Genomic DNA, 16,438 nt, shown 5'->3' on the forward strand with positions numbered 1-16,438 from the left:
AGAAGTTTCCATATCACAGCATGGCGGTAGGTGCGGATCTACTGCGGAGCTGGCCAGTACCCAACAATTGTCCATCAAGCCAACTAGGCTTTTAACTACAGAGGCCGGCACCCCCACTCGTCCTGAGAAAACAGAGGGGGTCCGGCCACCAGAACAACGAATTCGAAGTTCGCCGTTCATGGTCATCGTAGGCGCCGGGAGAGCAGCAATGCAATCCGCTGGGCTTACTTGCCATGCCCGGTGGGCTGAGGACTCGCTTACCGAAGGATGAAACACCATGGCTTCACGCCGATCATCGAGCCACTGCCCGAACTGCTCCGCACGTAACCAGTCGACGCTCATTGCAGGCGTGCTGTGCCTGGTCCGCACGGTTGTAGCTGTCGTCCTGCATGAGCTTTTGAGGTAGCGCACACCGAATGGACCCCGGTTCACCAAAATTTAACGAACCGGACAATCAACATGCCGGTTAACAGTTGCTGAAATGTATGTGCTGAGGAATAGCGTGGTTCTTACCGGGCCGGGGCGCTCCCCATTTGGTCGCCAAACGAAGCGAGGAGCGTTCCCGGCCAAAGAGCAGTAGATAGAGGTCCGCTGCTGGCTTCATGGTACGCAGGCTGTTCGCCCAGGGGCAACAACCAACTTGCCGTGTTGCTGGTCGGTTGGCCTCGGAAACGAGGTGTGAGATGGGTAGACATGAGCAACCTAAGCGCGGGATGGCTAAGTGGACCCCCAAGGACTGGGCTTCCGTACTGGCATCGGCTGGATACCTTGCTGAGAAGGCGTGGAAGATTTGGAAGGACTGGGGCTGGTTCTAGCCTGAGCAACGCATGGCCGCTACGCCCAGCGGCCATGCGCAGGTTGTTCCAGAGATCTGGATCTCCTCGTAGGCGAACTCGCCAAAGACAAGATGTTCTGCACGACCCAGGTCACATGGCCTCCTGCTTCCCGTGTTGTGGGCAGTCTGGGCTGGTTGGTTTGGGGTGCTGTGGTGAGTAGCGCCATGGTGGGCATGTGCAGCCGGGATAGGTGTTGGTCCGCCGGGCCCACGCGTCAGTGGCACCCATACCCGGGAGGATGTCAGGCATCAGGGTTCGTGAGTTGGTGGATCTGGTTGTGGAAAGCCACGTGAACACTCGCGGGGTGCTTTGCCATATCCGCGGGTGGCCGTCCCATGTAGATGATTTCGTTGTTGATCTGGATGCCACACAGCAGGCATGTCAGGTACCTCGGGATGGGGTTGCTGTTCACTGGCGGGGTGAAGACACTCTCAAGGGTGTGCGGGTTGTCCCGCTTGTGGATCGTGTCAGCGGCCAGTTTCCTTACCGCCTCCGGTGATGGCTTCGCATCCATCAGTACGGCCATTGCCTCATCAAGCTCACTCATCGGTGATCGTTCCGGGCGTAGTCGTCAGCAAGCTCCGTCTCCGGGGCTTCGAACCATGCCCCGCAACTGCACTCATGCGGCATGTCGTGGCCTTCGACCTTAGTGCAGGTGCAAGTCTCGCCGCCTAGTTTCCACACGGGCCCTACCTTCTGCCGGCATCCGCTCATGATTCACCGCCTGCGTACCGTGCTTCTATTTCGTCGGCCTGTTTGTTGAGCGTGGTGGCGCGTTCCTTACACCACTGGGCGAACTCGCGGCGCTCGTCAGTGGACAGGATGATTTCCTCTTCCGGACGGTCGTTGCTGGGATTGCGCCGGAACCAGCGGCCCTTCTTCACCTTGACTTCGCTTACGGTGCCTGGGTACTCACACTCAAGCAGCACCCCAAGCCCATCAGCGGCGCGGGCCTGCTTCCGGTAATGGTCCGCGTAGCGCAAGTCCTCACGCATTCTTTCAACGGCGCTCATTGTTCTCCCTTCAACGCGGCCACCACGTCACGGATGATTCCACGGTCCCCATCGTCAACCCGGAGAGTCTTGTCGTCGTACATCGCGTCGAGCATTGCCCGTGCGGCTCGTTCTATGGCTTCGTCGGAGAACATCACCGCATCAGCAGCGGTTAATGCTGCTTCGGCCTGGTCCCGGTATGTGTTGAGTTCGGTTCGGTCCTGCTTAGCGATCGCTTTCGCTGCAGCCACGATGCGTTCCTGGCTCATGATGCTGCCTTTCCGCATCGTTCGCACCGGACTGGCGCCGGGGCTTGCAGGTAGGCCTTCACGTATCGCGGGTACAGGTGCAGACCTATGGCGCAAAGGAACCTCATGCTTCACCTCCGAGCGCGGCCGCAACAGCGGACAGGATCCGGTCTGCGAGGTCGCCTTGCTGGGCTTCGTTGGTTTCGAGGTCGGTGTCTTCGATTTCAGCCACCACGGCTTGTACGGCGGCGAGTAGGCGGGCCTGATCCATGGGCGCCGCAGCGATGAACTCGGCATCCTCACGTTCGCCCTCTTCAACCTGCACCGTCAGTTGCTTGTCCGCAGCCATGACAGGCTTCCGGGGGTCAATGTTCACGACACCGTAGAGCGGTTCCATTCGGCGGAAACCTTCGTGGAAGTCGATAACCTCCCATGGTCCGGGTGTTGCGGCGTTGAGTCGGTTCTGGATGGGTTCAAGCAGGGCAGGGATACCAGTGGCGGTCATGCCGTCACCTCCACAGGTTCGGTGCAGTCCGGGCATTCGCTTTCCTTACCCTGGATGCGATGCACGCGTGTCCACGTGACGCCTTCAACTGCTTCGTCGTGATCGTGGCTGTCAGGCTCAGGTCCGCACTGATAGGGCTTGATCAGTGCGGGGTCCACGCCGTAATGAACAGCTCGCTGATAGATCCACTCGCCGCTTTCATCCATGCGACTCTCAGCCCACGCCCATGCATCTTGGCCGGTAAGTCCTTGATGCATTGCGTCTGCCATCAAGGCGATGTGGCAGGCGTCGATCATCTGTAGGGTGCGGGCGCGGGCCTGCTCCTTGGCAAGTTCGGTCTCGCCGTCAAACCAGCTTGTTCCCCACACTTGGAAACCGATGGCCCGTGCGTAGAGGTATGGCAGTTCGACTTCGAGCGGGCGTACTTCGAACTCTTCGCCGTGCGGGTAGAGCTCGTGGGCGTAGCGGCGCTTTGTGCGGCGCTTGGTCTCTTCGCTCATCGCTTGGGTTCCTTCGGGTCTGTGAGGATGGTTTGGAGTTGTTCGGGTGGGAGTAGTCCCAGGTTGCGGGCGAGGTGCGGGCACGTGGCGGCGAGTTGGGCGAGACGCTGGGCGGTGGTCATGACGCTGCCAGCAGTTCGGCTCTCCCGTAGCGGGTGGCGCAGTCGGAGCATTCAGCGATCTTGATCGGGTGGCCAGTGGTGGTGGCGTAGCCGCTGTCGTCACCGGGAAACGTGGTGTGGATCAGGTACGCCTCGCCTGGCTGGATCATTCGGCAGGAACCCCAGCCGCAGCGATGGGCTTTGCGTGCCTTGCGGCGGACGGTGGTCCCGCTCATGTGCGCTCGATCTCGTACGCGCCCAGGGTCTTGGCGATCTGGTTGAGTGTTTCCTGCTGAGTGGCTTGGCCCCGGAACATGGAGTCCATGGCTTCCGAGATGCCAGCCATGGCGGTGACGGCGGCTGTCTGCTCGTTGGTGGGCTTGGAGTAGCCGGCGGCGATGATCGCGTCAGCCTGTGCCTGCTCCATTGCCAAGTGCTCGGTATTCGTCACCCAGATGGTGCGGTTGTTTGTGATGATCTGGGCCAGATCGTCCCGGGCGCTCATGCTGCTGCGCCTTGGACGGTGGTGCTCTCGACGGCTTGGGGGTGGGTGAACCATGCACCGTTGCTGTTCTCGAAGATCGGGCGGAGACCATGTGCGCGTCCCGGGCTGTCAATGAAATCCGGGAGGGTCAGTGCGACGTCGAACTCGTCCGATGAGGCGAAGCCGATCAGCTTGGCCGGGTGCCCGCGCCAAAAGTCTTGGCGGCCAACATTCCCTGTTGGTACGTCAATGAAGTACGGGTAGGGCAGTACGCCGGCAATCTCTGCCTGCTGGATCTTGATGGTTGAAGTCATGGTGTTTGTCCTTTTCGTGGTCCGGCGGGGATTGCAGTCCGCGTGGCCGGGGTGGTTCACCCAGCATATCGCATAGCAAATGCCGTTTCAACAACTGTAATGCGTGTTCAGGAGCGCGGCTTTACTCGGCGTCGTAGTGCTCCCGCGACGCTGTCAACAACGCCACCAACTCGCCCACGGTCAGGGTCACCCATTGGTCTTCTGGCCGGCCCTTCCCGTGCCGCTTGTGCACAATCAGCCCGGCCAGGGCGTCGTCGTTGCCGCGCTCCACCTCAGCCTCAGCAGACCATGGACCCAGCAGCGTCTTCGCGGTGTTTTTGCACTCCAGCACCACGCGCTGCCCCATGTGCCGGAGCCCTGCGATGTCGCCGCGGTCCTTCGCGCCAGTCTTCACGCGCCGGTCGATCCGGTCATCCACCCACTTCGCGAGGTAGTCGGCGATCATGCGCTCAAACGTGGCGCCCTTCTGGCGGTGGTAGCGGGTCATGCCGGCCCTCCCAGGCTCTTAGTAATCATTTGTTGGTTGCCAGCGTAACGCGCTGTATGCGTCTCTGTGGGCCGCAAAAGACTATCCATGTCCAATCACCCCAGACCGCCTATGCGGAGCCGTCCTACCCCACACAGTGCCCCGCTGACACAACACGCTCCGGTAAAGGTCAAGGTCCGCTTTCGTCCGCTCGACCCAATCCCACGCCTCATCACGCTGCAACTCAGCCGCCCGCAGGTCCGAACCACCACAATCCCGGCACCTGTCACACCACGCCTCGAAGATGTCCAAGGCCTCTTGGTGGCGGGCTTTGAGGGTCGCTTCTGTGTGGTGTTTGGTTGCCCCTACGGGGAGGGTCTGCGTGGTCATGCTGCTTGCTCCTTGATTGCTCGTGGTTGGTGGAGTTGGCACGGTGCCGTTTCGCCGCAGCCTTGGCAGAGTTGGCGGCTTCCGAGGCGTTCGTTCCAGGTTGCGATGGTGCGGGCGTCGCGGTGGAGGGGTTCGCGCATCGCTGTTCGTTGGACTGCTGCGGTGAGGCCGGCTACGAAGTCAAGCGTCAGTGGTTGGGGGTTGAGCTTCGGTGCCCGGGTCTTGGCTCGGAGGACATTCCCGGCTTTGACCATGAGGCCCCAGCCTTCGGGGAGTTCGCCTGGCTTGACGATGCTGGCATCCGGGACGACGAGCCACCAGCGGTGGCAGAAGCGTTTGATGCGTTCGGCCTTGGATGGGTCGCGGAGTTCGGTGAGCCAGTCTGATCTTGAAACTTTGACCTCGTGGCCGTGGATCGCTTGGCTGCTGGCGTACTTGTCGATGGCGATGAAGTCGGCGATGCTCAGCGGTTCCCAAACGCCTTGAGATGAACGCACATGCTCAGCCCTGACCCAACGGTCAGCGATGGTCCCTTGACGTTCGGTGTTGTATCGAGCCAGGAGGAGATCGAGCATGGTTCGTTCGGTGTGGATTTCGCTGCTCAACTTTCGCTCCTCGCGCTCGTTGTCACTTAGGTGACGATTCTGGGTTGATGGCTGCCAAGGTGATGGTTGATGGTTGCTAGGTGTTAGGTGCTTGGTGTGGGGCATGGGTTCCCCGATGGGGTTACCGAAGGGGTCGATAAAGGGTTCCTGTTGCCAGTTGGATGGGTTGTCCCATGGGTTTGGGTAACTGTTTGTGGATGGGTTTATCGATGGGTTGATGGAAGGGTTTCCTGATCCCTTTACCGATGGGTTCGTGTTCATGCTGCGAACCGTTCCGCGACGAGTTCCCGGGCATCAATCCGGGCGTTCATCATGACCTGTGCCAGGGCCGGGAAACCCTTCAAATCCGGTTGCTCATCCCTCAGCTTGTGTAGCTCATGAACGAGCACACCCCTCAGTGTTTTGGATGCGATGGTCGGGTAGAGCCGTGCAATAGCCCGACCCATGTTCGGAGACTTCAACAGGTCGTCATGCTTCACATAGGTGCGGATCATGACCTCTTCGGTGTCCTCGTCAACGACGATGAAAGCCTTCGCCTGGAGTTCCTCGGCGGCCGCTTCGAACAGGTCCACAGTCAACGCCGCGGCCTTCTTCAGCATGCGTTTGGGTCGCCAGTCAGCGACGCCTGTGAGTTCGATCTTGGGGTCGGTGGTGATAACCCAGTACAGCCACTGGGCCATGGGGGACAGGTCAGTCCAGTCCGAGTCCCCCCAGATATCTCGGCGCATCTGCGCGTAGTCGCCAGCCATGGTTGGTGTGTGACCTTTCGTTGAGACCGTGACGCGTGACAGGCGTTTTCTGGCGTCTGTCACGCGTCTACGAGGGCAAAGCTAAACCCCTGTGAGTGGGGTGATGTCCTGTGGTCGTGGGCCGCGTGTGTGGGTGGCCCAGGCGGATAGGTTGATGTCGTCCCGGAGCAGGAAATGCGCCTTCACGACGGACTGCACAATCTCAATGGACGGCCGTGACCGGACCATGATCGTGTCAGCAGTAGCACGAGCGACAACCTCCCAATTGCCCCTCCCGCCCTGTTCCAACCACGTCAACACATGCTTGGGCTCATCCCATGTGACAGCGGCCATCAGAACATGGCCTGAGTCGTGCAAACATCCACCACAGCAGCTACGGGGATCGGTTCGATGCTCTGCATGCTGGGCGGCGCCAGGTGATGCGTGGCGTGCCCGGACAGGTTCACCCCGGCAAGCTGGTAGGACCAGAGCCGAGGCAGCGCTGCTGCGATGTCCGTTCCGCTTGGTGCGCCAAATTCCCGGAAGAAGAACCCTGTGTGGTCTACCCGGGCGATGGTGATCGATCCGGACTTCTTGGACAGCCACACCCACCGCAGCGAGTTGTCAGCGCTGCCGTGCAGGATTGCCACCGAATCGTCTCGGGCCGTCATGCTGCCAGCTCCAGCCCTGCACCGGAGAGCGAGAGCGCGGCGACGATGAAGAGATCCCGAGCGGCCGGGGGAGTGACCGCGTTTCCAGCCTGTTTGACCTGCTCCCGCTTGTTCCCTGTCATGATGTACGACTTCGGGAACGCCATGCCCGCGCTGATCTCGTAAGGCTCGAGCATCCGGAACTCGCAGTCCTCAATTTCAGGGACGGTCCATTCGGTGACGGCGTGGTGCTGGCCGCCGGCGCTGAACGTTCCGAAGGGGTCCGTGGTGGGTGCGTTGGATGCGGCCAGGTGCTCCGGTGAGGTGCCGCGCATGGTGGTGACCATGGCGAACCGGTCCGTGGTGCTGATTGTCGGGATGGCCTTGGACACTGGGTGCATCTGGCCGTTGCCGTAGTACTCCATCAGCAGGTGCGCTCCGGGTGCTGCGATGAGCGACTGGTGTCCTGCTGTGGTGAGCGTGCCGAGCGGCTGAGTGGCGGGGGTGGACATGCAAGCTTCCTGCCCTTCGGGGGCTGAGTTGTTCCGCATGACCAGCGGCGGCATGACGACAGCATTGGCATCCCGGGTGGTGAGTGCACGCATGGGATCCGTGAGCGGCCTAGCGTCATCGTTCCAAGTCCCCCCGGCAGGAACCAGCAGCCCGGTTTCGTTGCGGGTGGTCTGGGTGCGGAGGACGTCGCCGACATGGGCTGCCTGCTTCCCTTCCCGGCCTTCGACAGGGATCAGCAGCGAACGGGTGTAGCTGGTTGTCTGGGTCTGGAACGGTTCAGCGTGGACGGGGCTGATGATTTCGGCGCCGCGTACGGCATCGATGCTGACCGCCTTGCCGTGGTAGCGCTTTAGACCGGCAGCGATCCTGGCCATGGTCTTGGGCACGAGGGGCTTGGTACGGTCTCCGATGCGCTGGCCGCGGAGCTTCCAATCGATCGCGGATGCGGCGGGCAGCCAGCCGGGTTCAACGATGGAGTTCTTGCAGCGGGTGTTCGGGCAGCGGTAGACATACTGGGCTTTGTACCTGCCCCATCGGTAGTTCGGGTTCTTCCATGACTGGATGCACCGGATGGTCTCGTCGCAGGTGGTGCAGTGCGCCAGTGGCATGAGGAGGTCAAAGTTCGGTTTCGGGTTTCCCTTGAGCCAGAACATCACGTACATCCGGTCTCGGGACTGCGGGGCGGGCAGGCCGCCGAGCTGTGCGTGCATGCTGTTCATGTAGACGGTGTGGTGGTTGTAGCCGAGGGCGTCCATGGCCATCAGCCAGGCGTCGAACATGACCCACTTGGCAGCGTCCACCACATTTTCGGTGATGATGAGCTTGTATTTGTGCCACTCAGCGAACCGGGGCACGTCCCACATGGTGGCGCGGGACCGGTCGGCGGCCTCGTCAGCGATGGAGTCCCCGAAGAGATCCGCCTGGTTTGTGATGCGCTTCTTGCCCTTCGCCACTGAGTGGTTGGTGCACTCCGGCGATGCCCAGAGAATGTCCGATGTCGCAATGTAGCGCGGGTCGGTGATCTGGATGTCCGCGCAAACGTGATCGGTCTCCGGGTGGTTGGCGTTGTGTGTTTCGATGGCGCGGGCCCAGTGGTTCATGGCCGTCTTGATCGTTACTCCGGGGACCTCCAGCGCTCCCGTGGACGATCCGCCGGCGCCGCAGAACATGTCCGTGGCGGTGAGTTCGTTGTTGGATGCCTGCATGAGCTGGACGAGGTCGTCCAGGATGGTGCGGCGTTCGAGTAGTGCGGTGCTCATCGTGCTACCTCCAGCGTGGCACGAGTGGCTTTGGGGCTAACTCTCATGGTGTTCCTTTCAGTGGATGGGGGAGTGTCTGGTGAGGGCTCGGAAGGACCCGCCTTCGCGGTAGGTCCAGCCCTGCCCGGGAAAGTGTTTACGGAGGGTTTCGCGGGCGATTCCCGTGGTGCGGGTGACTTCCCGTTGCGATGCGCCGCCCTGCAGCAATGTCGCCGCCTGGCTCAGCTTCTCCGGTGACGGCGGCCGCTTGAGCTGCCCGGGCATCAGGTGCAGCCTTTGCATTCACCGGTGGCGTTCAGCGGCCACTCACAGGAGCTGCACGTGGGCACCTTGGGTTCCGGCTTCTGCACAGCCCGGGGCGGCCTCGGCGGGACTAGAGCGATAGTCTTCACGCGGCCGCCCGATTCTGGAGGATGTGCTCGTCGATTTCGTCGACGTCGTACCCGGACCAGTGATGGACACCCTTCGGAGTGGAGACGTAGACGACAGGCGCTTGCAAGTAGCCGAGGGACTTGATGAACGCCAAAGCGGTTTCGTCCTGGCTCACATCGACGACGGTGTAATCGGTGCCTTCGACGAGCCCTTCCTTCTTGAACTTCCGTTTGGTGGCGTCGCATTGAACGCAGTTGGGCTTGCTGTAGAGGACGACGGCGGCCCCGTCGCGGGCCTCGATCCGTGGGGTGAGGTCTGTGACTGTCAAAGTGTTCTCCTTGGTGGGGACGTGCCGGACGCCTGTGTCTTGTTGCCAAGGACAGGCGTCCGGTTCGGGTTTCATGGGTGGTGGATTGCTTAGAACGGGGGTTCGGAGTCCGGCCCGCTGCCCCAGCCGCTACTTGACTGCGAGGCAAAGGCGTCCTCCTGCTGGCCACCACCCCAGCTACCGCTCGTAGTGGCGGGTGCCTGGCCGCCACCGTTACCGGAACGCTGGGTGCGGTTGACCTTGGCGTTGGCGTACCGGAGGCTGGGGCCGATCTCGTCGACCTCCAGCTCTATGACGGTGCGCTTCTCGCCTTCCTTGGTCTCGTAAGACCTGGACTTCAGGCGGCCGGTGACGATGACGCGCATGCCCTTGGTCAGGGACTCGGCCACGTTCTCCGCTGCCTCCCGCCAAACGCTGGCACGGAGGAACAGGGTTTCCCCGTCCTTCCACTCGTTGCTCTGACGGTCGAACGTCCTCGGCGTGGAGGCGAGGGTGAAGTTCGCCACCGCTGAACCGTTCGGCGTGAACCGGAGCTCTGGATCATTCGTCAGGTTGGCAATGACCGTAATGGTCGTCTCGCCCGCCATTACTTCGTGCTCGTTCCGGCCAGCCATGCTTCGTCGGAAGTGAGTTCGCCGTTCTCGTCAGCCGGCGGCGGGGTTTCGGCATCCTCGATGAAGCGGGACGCCTCGGCCTTGGTGAGGTCCTTCGAGGTGGTGATTTTCCGGCCGGTGAAGTTGGACAGTTCCGCGAGTCCTGCTTCGCGTTCGCTGGCGCCAAGCTTGCCGAGGATCACGTGAATCTTTGTGAGCTGCGCCTTCGTGGCCAGTTCCTCCGCTGGCGCCTCTTCGGCTACCTCATCCTGGGGTGCTTCGTGGACGATCTCGGGCAGCTCAGGGGCCGGGGCCTTGGCACGATTGATCGTGCGCTTAGCCTTCGGCGCCGGTGCTTCCTCGGCTGGGGCGTCGCTGTAGTTCGTCTCGTCGAAGTCGCCGAGCTGGATCTCTTCCACCGAGGACATACCAGCCAGTGCGTCCGGGGCTACGAGCTTCGCAGCTTCGGCCTTGCACTTCTCAGTCAGCATGCCGATGGGGTTCTCACGGTACTTCTGGTTCGACGTGTACCCGGCCTGCGTGGCCCGGGCAATGGTCCACTCCACCTTCTGCCAAGCCTGCACACCACGACGGCGGGCACGGAACACAACACGGTGCTCGGTCGCTTCCACACGCTCAATCTCGTGGCCCTTCGACAGTGCGATGGCATACATTGCCTGGGCGTACAGGGCTGGGGTGCCGTGCACGACGTAGATGGACTTCACCGCGACCATGGGCGGCATTTCCAGTGTGTGGCCGTAGAGCATGGCCACGGCGGTTTCCTCCGGCTTGTTCCGGAAGTGCTGGGGTACGAACGCGGTCTGGCACACCATGGAGGCCAGCTTGTAAGCGGCGTCCAGTTCGGAGGCCCAGCCAACGAGGCTGAGGGTGGCCTGGGTTTCGATGGGCGCGCCTGCGATGGCGATGCCGGCGGCCTGCTGCTGGGGGATTGCTACGTCAGTCATGCTGCTACTGCTTTCTGTTCGGTGGTGACGGGTTCGCCCACGATGGAGTCCCGGAGCTTTGTGGTCTTGTGTGTGTAGGCCGCGGCGAGGAACATCGCGTAGTGGCCTTTCATCTCGTCCCGGTTCTTGGCCAGCGGGTAGAGGGTGGTTCCGAGGGGCGCTTCTCCGTAGCGGGCGTTCTGGCCGATCCGGTCCATGGGCGTCACGTGCGCCACGTAGGTGGCCACGATCTCAGGAAGGGGCTGTTCGTTGCCGTCCTCGTCCATGTAGAACTCAGCCAGCGAGTAAGCGGCGGTCTGCAGCCCAGTCTCCCCGTAGACGAACTTCGACGTTTTGAGGTCGATCATGATCGGCTGGCCGTCGTTGAGCAGGGGAGAGGTGCCGATCATGTCGAACTTGCCCGCGTACCAGTCCTTACGGCTGGCGCACGGCCGTTCCATGAGAAGCGGGGTGATCTGGAAGCGGTCAAGGAAGTCCGCGTAACCCTCCACGTATCCGGCCAGTTCCTCCGGGACGTCTTCCACAGTGCCGGTGGCGGCAAGGGCTTCGGCGAAGTCGTGCACGGCGGTACCGGTCACGCCAGCGTCGTCGCGGACCTTGGCAGGAACGCCAGCCAGTTCGCGCACGAAGTCCACACCCTCGCGGGTCCGGAGCGATTCGACCTCGAGCGGGTTGGCTTCCACGAACTCAGCGACCGTCTTGCCAGCCCAGTACACAAGTGCCGGCTTCGGCACCCCACCGTTCAGGATGGTTGTGACACCGGTGACGGGCAGGCCGTCCAGCTTGTAGCGGTGGCCGTTGTGGGTGAAGGTCAGGCCCTTCGGCGCGGTCTTGGTCTTGACGCTCATGAGGTCAGCTCCTGCTTGTTGGCCCAGGCTTCGAGGCGGGAAGTGGATGGGTTCGTGTAGCCGTAGTCCGGCCTCGGGAGGTCAGCGTCGGACGGTTCCCAGTCGGGTTCGATGATCGCGTCGCAGTCTTCGCAGACTCCGCGGAAGATCTCGTCGTGGTCGCACTCTTCGGGTTCGATGCGGCTCATGCCTGGTCCTCGCATTCGATGCATCCGGATCCCGGCTTGTGCAGCAGGTGAGCGGCACGTTCTTCCGTGTGGGACCAGCGGGCGGCGACAGCCAGGCCGATGGAGACGACCATCCCGAGCAGGGTGATGCCGTTGAAGTACTCGAGGCCGTTCATGCTGCCAACTCCCAGTGAGCGCGGAAGGAGCTGCGTTCGAGGATGTGGCGGATATCCTCGGCGAGTTTCGATTCGATGCGCTCGGTGAGCTCCTGGCGGTTGTCGATGCTGCCGGAGCGGTTGAGGTTGATGTCCTCGTGAGTGCAGTTGGCAACTGCGACAAGGTCCTGAAACGCCTGCCATGCGTCTTCGATGGTAACCCAATGGACGTCGGCGTCGATCAAGTACGAGAGCCGGCGGGCGAAGGTTTGGTACTCGGCTTCGGTGTACCCGTGGAGTGGGGTTTCTTCGGAGAAAGTGCCGATTTCGAAGCGGAGGACCGCGGCGGCGTGGGCTTTGGTAAAGTGAAGATCGGTCATCGAATGTTTCCTTTTCGTGGGTTCGGTGGCTGCGAGGCCTTGGGATTGCAGTCCCGGGGCCTCACCTTTATGCCCATATGTAAATGGTACTTTCAAAATGCCTATCTGGCAACTACAAAACGTCTCGCCGCACATCCCTCTAGGATTTCGCGTTCTTGATCTGATACACCCGCTGCACAGTCACGCCCAGGCGGGCCGCGATCTCGGACACCTTCACCCCGGAAGCCAGCGCTTCACGCACAGCAGCCTCAATATGCGCCCGCTCGTCAGCGGCCTTCTGCTGCGCCTGGTGCGCGATGGTGATCGCCACATCCAGCCTCCGGAGAGCCGCGGCCTGCGGATCCTTCTCAGTCATCAAAGATGCCCTCACTGCTTCGGTTGGTGCTGCTGGTAGTAGTCGATGGCCGCCGGCGGAATCCGCCACGGTGAAGTGCGGCCGCCCGTCTTGTACGCGCCTTTGAGTGCTTGGGTGCGGCAGTGCTTCGCGATTGTTGCCGGGGGCTCTTGCAACATCTCAGCAACCTGCTCGAGCGTGAGGGCCAAGCGGGGGAGTGTCTGGACGGCGGTGCTCATCGGTCAGCCTCCGGAAGTCCGCGCCACTGCTGGCACACCCCGCCGGATCGGCTGGGACGGCTGGAGCGGTGGAACCCCGCGTGCTCAATGAGACGCCGTGACCTGGCTGCACGGAACAGGGAACCCCACTTATTGGGGTGTGGTGGGTCGGCCAGTCCACGCTCTGTTAGCGCGTAGGCGTCGAACGGCGCGCCGGTGGCGGCAAGTTCTTCGATGAGTTCCATGCCTTTTTTCTTCCAGTCGAGTTCTTCGATTGCGATGGGCTGGCCCATGGTGATTCCTTTCGTGGTGTTTCGGACTCTACTTCTTGGGGCTGACTTTTTTACTTCTGCCATGCGTCTCGTCGGAGTCGAAGAGAACGTCGAGCGGAATTTGGAGCGCCTCCGATATGCGTTCGGCGGTCCGTGGTTCGCAGGATTTGCGGCGGCCGGAGGTGAGGTGGTTGATGAAGCCGCCGGTGACTCCGGCTCGATCTGCCAGCGCCCGTTGCGGTGTCTTTGATGCGGGGATGGGGCGCCCGGTTTTGCGTGCAGTGTCCACGTCTTCCTGGACGATGACCATGGCCCGCAGGAGGTCCCTGTTCTTGAGTCTCATGTACGTGCCTTTCGGGTACCGCGTTCGGGGCTGGTAGATCATTTCGCTTCCTCTCCATAGTCCCATGGTAGGCGCCTATCTGGCAACTGGGATATGCCAATGGTTGCGTAGTGGTAGGCACCCTGTCAACTCCGATATGCCCGGATGCCCCTACTGCCGCTTGGGAACTGGAAATTTCTTCAAGGCATTTAGTAGGCGTGAAGGGTATGTTTGGATCTAAACGCATGGTAGGCGTCAAGCCGCGTTTACAGTTTGTCGGCATCTCAAACCTGCTGGGAGAGTTCAGCTCATGGAAAACAACACCGAAGACGGACCCGTCGCGAACAGCCTCGCGTCCCTCATCAACAGACGACGAGGCGCCCGCACCTACGTCGAACTCTCCAAAGACTGCGGCGGCAAACCAACCCACAAGGCACTCCAGCAAATGGTCACCCGCCAGCTCAAAAACTTCCCGGACCCGGACACCATCCGCGGCCTAGCCCGTGGCCTCAACGTCCTTGAGTCCGATGTAGTGGACGTCTGCGCACGGGAAGTCGGCCTGCGCGTCGGCGTCGAGCTTGAAGACGGACTTGTCCTGGCACACGCCCGCCGCCTCCCCGCCAGCGCACAGGACGTCCTCGCATCCATGTCCAGAGAACTCCTCAAGCTCAACGGCCTCGCCGAAGCAGCAGCCGAAGCAAAGGCAACCACCAAGACAAAGCCGGTCACCCGGGATGACTACCGCCTGGCAGCCGACAAGGGCGAAAAGGGTATGAGCTTTGACACAGAGGTTGATCCTGACTAAAAAACGTCAGGGCTCACTCATAGAGTCCTCCGGCATGGGGTACGAAGAAAAAGCCGAAGAGTTGGGAGTGACCATCATTGATGGTTACCCGCCCAACGGCTGGTGGGCATGCTATGACCCCGACACGCACACGATCCTCCGCCATGTGGAGCTGGCCGCTTTACAGCGCCGATCCAGTACGTGGCACGAGCTGGGCCACGCGTATTTCCGCCACGTCGGATGCAACCCTCGGCAGGAAGCGCAAGCCAGCATGTGGGCAGCCCGTCACCTGATCAGCCCTGACGCCTTCGTGGCCGCCGCGCAGATCGATGACGACGTCATCGCCATAGCTCACCGCCTCTTCGTCCTACCCCGTGACGTAAGGAACTTCGTGAAGTCACTGAGTTTCGAAGAAATGCTTGCGCTCAGGAAGCGCATCGGATGGGGGATACCGTGACAAATGAAGAGAAGGCCATCCTCAAGTTGGCCACTGCACCCTACAAATACGCTGCAGCACGGGAAGCCGACGCCACCGAACAGTTCGGACTTACGCCCACGCAGTACTGGCAGGCCGTCAATAGGATCATCGACAACCCCGCCGCCCGGGCGTATGACCCGCACGGCACGGCGCTACTCATCCGCCAACGCACGAGCCGTGGCCGGACTGCGATCCGCCGGAGGTTGTTCTAGTGGCCCGCGTCGAAGACCGGTGGATCCGCAAGGACAAGAAACGCTCAGCGGAGTATGGCAAGGGCAAGCGGTGGCGGGCTGTCTGGACGGAGCCGGATGGTAGCGAAAAGAAGAAGTCCTTCACGAACAAGGACGCGGCAAAAACTCACGCTGCTCTCATGGAAGCGGAGATCCAGAACGGCACGTATCAGTCCCTTAATTCCGGGACCCTGACCGTGGCGGAGTGGGCGGAGGTTTGGTTCATCGCCCAGGTGCACCAACGTGCCGGCTCCCTGGATCAGATCCGCCGACGGCTGGACCTGAACATCATTCCGACTTTGGGGAAGATCCCGTTGCGAGACCTGACCCGCGCTGACATCCAGGCCGCTATCGCGGTTTGGGGGCGCACTCTGGCCCCGTCAACCATAAAGCTTGCCTATGTGTACCTCTCCGGGCTCCTCAAAGCGGCAGTGCTGGATGACCACCTGAAAAGATCACCGACGGTCGGCGTCCGGCTGCCAAGGGTCGAGCATGCCCCTGTGCGCCCGCTGGACGTGCAACAGGTCCAACGCCTCGTAGGCGTGATCCGACCGGCGCAACGCGAAGCGGTGGTCTTCGCGGCAGCAACAGGTTTGCGGCCGTCCGAACTCTTCGGCCTCACATGGGACCGCATCGACCTCGAAAGCGGAGTCGTCACAATTGACCGGCAACTCATCACTGGCGGTGACATCCCAAACTTCGGGCCCCTAAAGACCCAGGCGTCGTACCGGTCGGTGAAGATCGGCTCAGCAAGCATATTGATGCTGAAAGGCCGCGGTCAGCAGCATCCCGAGTCACTGGTGTTCACCAACGCTATCGGCGGTGGCATGAGTCGGAACACTCGGTCCGAGGTGTGGACTGAGGCGCGGAAGATTCTGCCTTTCATTGGGGACGGTTGGCACCAGCTCCGCCACCATCATGCGTCCCTGCTCATATCGGCTGGCCTTTCACCGGTCGCCGTGGCTCACAGGCTGGGGCATAAGGACGCCACGGAGACGCTGCAAACGTACGCTCACCTGTGGCCGAACGACGATGAACGGATGGTCGCGGCCTCGGACGGTTTGGTGATTCTGCCGGAGCAGAAACTCCCTGAAAACTCCCTAGGCGCCGAAGTGGCCTGAGTTTGCGGGGTTCGTACAGAACCCGGCGTATCGGTCGACCCATCCATTTATGACCGCCGGGTTTGCTGGCGTGTGAGTGATTTCACGCCCCTGGGATGCCTATGCCCCTTCCTTCCGCCCTAGAATGGTTAGTGAACGTAGATGTTCTGCCGCCGGGACTGCGTTCGCAGCCGGCGGATTTTTCTTTGCTCTCGTTCAAGGCGCTGTGGGTGGACCGAAGCCCGCCGGCGCATGTGCCGCAGGATTACTCCGGGCGGCCGCTGCCATCTGCATACGAGGA

31 protein-coding genes are annotated in these 16,438 nt (G+C 61.7%); 5 read left to right on the plus strand and 26 right to left on the minus strand.

The window, feature by feature from the left end:
* Positions 1-277 precede the first annotated feature (277 nt).
* On the plus strand, positions 278-406 hold the full coding sequence (locus FQP90_RS23780; protein ID WP_280115980.1) for a hypothetical protein: 129 nt from the start codon (positions 278-280) through the stop codon (positions 404-406).
* 671 nt (positions 407-1,077) lie between these two features.
* Here FQP90_RS23780 and FQP90_RS13695 read toward each other — a convergent pair.
* The 26 genes from FQP90_RS13695 to FQP90_RS13810 form a co-directional block, all read right to left on the minus strand.
* Complete coding sequence (locus FQP90_RS13695; protein WP_144651385.1) at positions 1,078-1,383, minus strand: hypothetical protein; 306 nt, start codon at positions 1,381-1,383, stop codon at positions 1,078-1,080.
* A 163-nt stretch (positions 1,384-1,546) separates the two neighbouring features.
* Positions 1,547-1,849 (minus strand): hypothetical protein, encoded by a 303-nt coding sequence (locus FQP90_RS13700; RefSeq protein ID WP_144651387.1) that lies wholly within the window; start codon positions 1,847-1,849, stop codon positions 1,547-1,549.
* Complete coding sequence (locus FQP90_RS13705; RefSeq protein WP_144651389.1) at positions 1,846-2,097, minus strand: hypothetical protein; 252 nt, start codon at positions 2,095-2,097, stop codon at positions 1,846-1,848. Before FQP90_RS13705 ends, FQP90_RS13700 begins: the two co-directional genes overlap by 4 nt.
* 103 nt (positions 2,098-2,200) lie before the next feature.
* A complete protein-coding gene (locus FQP90_RS13710) occupies positions 2,201-2,581 on the minus strand; it encodes a hypothetical protein (RefSeq protein WP_144651390.1) in 381 nt (126 codons plus the stop codon).
* Entirely contained in the window at positions 2,578-3,081 is a 504-nt protein-coding gene (locus FQP90_RS13715) for a hypothetical protein (RefSeq protein ID WP_144651392.1), read from the minus strand. Before FQP90_RS13715 ends, FQP90_RS13710 begins: the two co-directional genes overlap by 4 nt.
* Complete coding sequence (locus FQP90_RS23785) at positions 3,078-3,203, minus strand: hypothetical protein (protein ID WP_280115981.1); 126 nt, start codon at positions 3,201-3,203, stop codon at positions 3,078-3,080. The genes FQP90_RS13715 and FQP90_RS23785 overlap by 4 nt, the downstream gene beginning before the upstream one ends.
* The gene (locus FQP90_RS13720; protein WP_144651394.1) at positions 3,200-3,418 is read right to left on the minus strand and encodes a hypothetical protein; all 219 of its coding nucleotides are present in this window, start codon (positions 3,416-3,418) and stop codon (positions 3,200-3,202) included. Before FQP90_RS13720 ends, FQP90_RS23785 begins: the two co-directional genes overlap by 4 nt.
* Positions 3,415-3,687: a hypothetical protein gene (locus tag FQP90_RS13725; protein ID WP_144651396.1), complete on the minus strand. Its 273-nt coding sequence runs from the start codon at positions 3,685-3,687 to the stop codon at positions 3,415-3,417. The genes FQP90_RS13720 and FQP90_RS13725 overlap by 4 nt, the downstream gene beginning before the upstream one ends.
* The gene (locus FQP90_RS13730; protein ID WP_144651397.1) at positions 3,684-3,980 is read right to left on the minus strand and encodes a hypothetical protein; all 297 of its coding nucleotides are present in this window, start codon (positions 3,978-3,980) and stop codon (positions 3,684-3,686) included. The genes FQP90_RS13725 and FQP90_RS13730 overlap by 4 nt, the downstream gene beginning before the upstream one ends.
* A 121-nt stretch (positions 3,981-4,101) precedes the next feature.
* Entirely contained in the window at positions 4,102-4,467 is a 366-nt protein-coding gene (locus FQP90_RS13735) for a putative PDDEXK endonuclease (protein WP_144651399.1), read from the minus strand.
* 365 nt (positions 4,468-4,832) lie between these two features.
* Positions 4,833-5,441 carry a hypothetical protein gene (locus tag FQP90_RS13740; RefSeq protein WP_144651401.1) on the minus strand — a complete coding sequence of 203 codons (609 nt, stop codon included), beginning with the start codon at positions 5,439-5,441 and terminating at the stop codon, positions 4,833-4,835.
* 257 nt (positions 5,442-5,698) lie between these two features.
* The gene (locus FQP90_RS13745; protein ID WP_144651403.1) at positions 5,699-6,190 is read right to left on the minus strand and encodes a hypothetical protein; all 492 of its coding nucleotides are present in this window, start codon (positions 6,188-6,190) and stop codon (positions 5,699-5,701) included.
* Positions 6,191-6,522: 332 nt separating this feature from the next.
* Positions 6,523-6,840, minus strand: coding sequence for a hypothetical protein (locus tag FQP90_RS13750; protein ID WP_144651405.1), 318 nt, complete (start codon positions 6,838-6,840; stop codon positions 6,523-6,525).
* A complete protein-coding gene (locus tag FQP90_RS13755) occupies positions 6,837-8,591 on the minus strand; it encodes a DNA cytosine methyltransferase (protein ID WP_244296774.1) in 1,755 nt (584 codons plus the stop codon). Before FQP90_RS13755 ends, FQP90_RS13750 begins: the two co-directional genes overlap by 4 nt.
* A gap of 57 nt (positions 8,592-8,648) precedes the next feature.
* Positions 8,649-8,855, minus strand: a complete 207-nt coding sequence (locus FQP90_RS13760; RefSeq protein ID WP_144651407.1) for a hypothetical protein — start codon at positions 8,853-8,855, stop codon at positions 8,649-8,651.
* A 124-nt stretch (positions 8,856-8,979) separates the two neighbouring features.
* The gene (locus tag FQP90_RS13765; protein WP_244296780.1) at positions 8,980-9,264 is read right to left on the minus strand and encodes a glutaredoxin domain-containing protein; all 285 of its coding nucleotides are present in this window, start codon (positions 9,262-9,264) and stop codon (positions 8,980-8,982) included.
* 116 nt (positions 9,265-9,380) lie between these two features.
* A complete protein-coding gene (locus FQP90_RS13770; protein ID WP_144651411.1) occupies positions 9,381-9,878 on the minus strand; it encodes a single-stranded DNA-binding protein in 498 nt (165 codons plus the stop codon).
* On the minus strand, positions 9,878-10,849 hold the full coding sequence (locus FQP90_RS13775; RefSeq protein ID WP_144651413.1) for a hypothetical protein: 972 nt from the start codon (positions 10,847-10,849) through the stop codon (positions 9,878-9,880). The genes FQP90_RS13770 and FQP90_RS13775 overlap by 1 nt, the downstream gene beginning before the upstream one ends.
* Entirely contained in the window at positions 10,846-11,697 is an 852-nt protein-coding gene (locus FQP90_RS13780; RefSeq protein WP_144651415.1) for a hypothetical protein, read from the minus strand. Before FQP90_RS13780 ends, FQP90_RS13775 begins: the two co-directional genes overlap by 4 nt.
* Positions 11,694-11,885, minus strand: a complete 192-nt coding sequence (locus tag FQP90_RS13785) for a hypothetical protein (RefSeq protein ID WP_144651416.1) — start codon at positions 11,883-11,885, stop codon at positions 11,694-11,696. The genes FQP90_RS13780 and FQP90_RS13785 overlap by 4 nt, the downstream gene beginning before the upstream one ends.
* Entirely contained in the window at positions 11,882-12,040 is a 159-nt protein-coding gene (locus FQP90_RS23330; RefSeq protein ID WP_167510494.1) for a hypothetical protein, read from the minus strand. Before FQP90_RS23330 ends, FQP90_RS13785 begins: the two co-directional genes overlap by 4 nt.
* Positions 12,037-12,399 (minus strand): hypothetical protein, encoded by a 363-nt coding sequence (locus FQP90_RS13790; RefSeq protein ID WP_144651418.1) that lies wholly within the window; start codon positions 12,397-12,399, stop codon positions 12,037-12,039. Before FQP90_RS13790 ends, FQP90_RS23330 begins: the two co-directional genes overlap by 4 nt.
* A gap of 139 nt (positions 12,400-12,538) precedes the next feature.
* On the minus strand, positions 12,539-12,754 hold the full coding sequence (locus tag FQP90_RS13795) for a helix-turn-helix domain-containing protein (protein ID WP_144651420.1): 216 nt from the start codon (positions 12,752-12,754) through the stop codon (positions 12,539-12,541).
* Between the two features lie 11 nt (positions 12,755-12,765).
* Positions 12,766-12,972, minus strand: coding sequence for a helix-turn-helix domain-containing protein (locus FQP90_RS13800; RefSeq protein WP_144651422.1), 207 nt, complete (start codon positions 12,970-12,972; stop codon positions 12,766-12,768).
* On the minus strand, positions 12,969-13,244 hold the full coding sequence (locus FQP90_RS13805) for a hypothetical protein (protein WP_144651424.1): 276 nt from the start codon (positions 13,242-13,244) through the stop codon (positions 12,969-12,971). Before FQP90_RS13805 ends, FQP90_RS13800 begins: the two co-directional genes overlap by 4 nt.
* A gap of 28 nt (positions 13,245-13,272) precedes the next feature.
* Positions 13,273-13,566, minus strand: a complete 294-nt coding sequence (locus FQP90_RS13810) for a helix-turn-helix domain-containing protein (protein WP_144651426.1) — start codon at positions 13,564-13,566, stop codon at positions 13,273-13,275.
* A gap of 289 nt (positions 13,567-13,855) precedes the next feature.
* Here FQP90_RS13810 and FQP90_RS13815 point away from each other — a divergent pair, with 289 nt between their 5' ends.
* Genes FQP90_RS13815 through FQP90_RS13830 form a run of 4 tightly spaced genes read left to right on the plus strand, consistent with a single transcriptional unit; the run spans position 13,856 to position 16,158 of the window.
* On the plus strand, positions 13,856-14,350 hold the full coding sequence (locus FQP90_RS13815) for a hypothetical protein (protein WP_144651427.1): 495 nt from the start codon (positions 13,856-13,858) through the stop codon (positions 14,348-14,350).
* Positions 14,351-14,384: 34 nt separating this feature from the next.
* Positions 14,385-14,786, plus strand: coding sequence for an ImmA/IrrE family metallo-endopeptidase (locus tag FQP90_RS13820; protein ID WP_144651429.1), 402 nt, complete (start codon positions 14,385-14,387; stop codon positions 14,784-14,786).
* Positions 14,783-15,019, plus strand: a complete 237-nt coding sequence (locus tag FQP90_RS13825; RefSeq protein ID WP_167510495.1) for a DUF3263 domain-containing protein — start codon at positions 14,783-14,785, stop codon at positions 15,017-15,019. Before FQP90_RS13820 ends, FQP90_RS13825 begins: the two co-directional genes overlap by 4 nt.
* On the plus strand, positions 15,019-16,158 hold the full coding sequence (locus FQP90_RS13830) for a tyrosine-type recombinase/integrase (protein ID WP_144651432.1): 1,140 nt from the start codon (positions 15,019-15,021) through the stop codon (positions 16,156-16,158). Before FQP90_RS13825 ends, FQP90_RS13830 begins: the two co-directional genes overlap by 1 nt.
* The last annotated feature ends 280 nt before the right edge of the window (positions 16,159-16,438 follow it).

Source organism: Paenarthrobacter nitroguajacolicus (assembly GCF_007786235.1).
GTDB classification, from domain to species: Bacteria; Actinomycetota; Actinomycetes; order Actinomycetales; family Micrococcaceae; genus Arthrobacter; species Arthrobacter nitroguajacolicus_A.

Coding starts and splice junctions, on each gene's coding strand:
- FQP90_RS13705 (WP_144651389.1), bottom strand. CDS start 2,097: ATGAGCCAGGAACGCATCGTGGCTGCAGCGAAAGCGATCGCTAAGCAG.
- FQP90_RS13815 (WP_144651427.1), top strand. CDS start 13,856: ATGGAAAACAACACCGAAGACGGACCCGTCGCGAACAGCCTCGCGTCC.
- FQP90_RS13750 (WP_144651405.1), bottom strand. CDS start 6,840: ATGACGGCCCGAGACGATTCGGTGGCAATCCTGCACGGCAGCGCTGAC.
- FQP90_RS13795 (WP_144651420.1), bottom strand. CDS start 12,754: ATGACTGAGAAGGATCCGCAGGCCGCGGCTCTCCGGAGGCTGGATGTG.
- FQP90_RS13805 (WP_144651424.1), bottom strand. CDS start 13,244: ATGGGCCAGCCCATCGCAATCGAAGAACTCGACTGGAAGAAAAAAGGC.
- FQP90_RS13710 (WP_144651390.1), bottom strand. CDS start 2,581: ATGACCGCCACTGGTATCCCTGCCCTGCTTGAACCCATCCAGAACCGA.
- FQP90_RS13730 (WP_144651397.1), bottom strand. CDS start 3,980: ATGACTTCAACCATCAAGATCCAGCAGGCAGAGATTGCCGGCGTACTG.
- FQP90_RS13820 (WP_144651429.1), top strand. CDS start 14,385: ATGGGGTACGAAGAAAAAGCCGAAGAGTTGGGAGTGACCATCATTGAT.
- FQP90_RS23780 (WP_280115980.1), top strand. CDS start 278: ATGGCTTCACGCCGATCATCGAGCCACTGCCCGAACTGCTCCGCACGT.
- FQP90_RS23330 (WP_167510494.1), bottom strand. CDS start 12,040: ATGAACGGCCTCGAGTACTTCAACGGCATCACCCTGCTCGGGATGGTC.
- FQP90_RS13695 (WP_144651385.1), bottom strand. CDS start 1,383: ATGAGTGAGCTTGATGAGGCAATGGCCGTACTGATGGATGCGAAGCCA.
- FQP90_RS13770 (WP_144651411.1), bottom strand. CDS start 9,878: ATGGCGGGCGAGACGACCATTACGGTCATTGCCAACCTGACGAATGAT.
- FQP90_RS13735 (WP_144651399.1), bottom strand. CDS start 4,467: ATGACCCGCTACCACCGCCAGAAGGGCGCCACGTTTGAGCGCATGATC.
- FQP90_RS13700 (WP_144651387.1), bottom strand. CDS start 1,849: ATGAGCGCCGTTGAAAGAATGCGTGAGGACTTGCGCTACGCGGACCAT.
- FQP90_RS13785 (WP_144651416.1), bottom strand. CDS start 11,885: ATGAGCCGCATCGAACCCGAAGAGTGCGACCACGACGAGATCTTCCGC.
- FQP90_RS13790 (WP_144651418.1), bottom strand. CDS start 12,399: ATGACCGATCTTCACTTTACCAAAGCCCACGCCGCCGCGGTCCTCCGC.
- FQP90_RS13755 (WP_244296774.1), bottom strand. CDS start 8,591: ATGAGCACCGCACTACTCGAACGCCGCACCATCCTGGACGACCTCGTC.
- FQP90_RS13745 (WP_144651403.1), bottom strand. CDS start 6,190: ATGGCTGGCGACTACGCGCAGATGCGCCGAGATATCTGGGGGGACTCG.
- FQP90_RS13800 (WP_144651422.1), bottom strand. CDS start 12,972: ATGAGCACCGCCGTCCAGACACTCCCCCGCTTGGCCCTCACGCTCGAG.
- FQP90_RS13725 (WP_144651396.1), bottom strand. CDS start 3,687: ATGAGCGCCCGGGACGATCTGGCCCAGATCATCACAAACAACCGCACC.
- FQP90_RS13775 (WP_144651413.1), bottom strand. CDS start 10,849: ATGACTGACGTAGCAATCCCCCAGCAGCAGGCCGCCGGCATCGCCATC.
- FQP90_RS13760 (WP_144651407.1), bottom strand. CDS start 8,855: ATGCCCGGGCAGCTCAAGCGGCCGCCGTCACCGGAGAAGCTGAGCCAG.
- FQP90_RS13715 (WP_144651392.1), bottom strand. CDS start 3,081: ATGAGCGAAGAGACCAAGCGCCGCACAAAGCGCCGCTACGCCCACGAG.
- FQP90_RS13810 (WP_144651426.1), bottom strand. CDS start 13,566: ATGAGACTCAAGAACAGGGACCTCCTGCGGGCCATGGTCATCGTCCAG.
- FQP90_RS23785 (WP_280115981.1), bottom strand. CDS start 3,203: ATGACCACCGCCCAGCGTCTCGCCCAACTCGCCGCCACGTGCCCGCAC.
- FQP90_RS13720 (WP_144651394.1), bottom strand. CDS start 3,418: ATGAGCGGGACCACCGTCCGCCGCAAGGCACGCAAAGCCCATCGCTGC.
- FQP90_RS13780 (WP_144651415.1), bottom strand. CDS start 11,697: ATGAGCGTCAAGACCAAGACCGCGCCGAAGGGCCTGACCTTCACCCAC.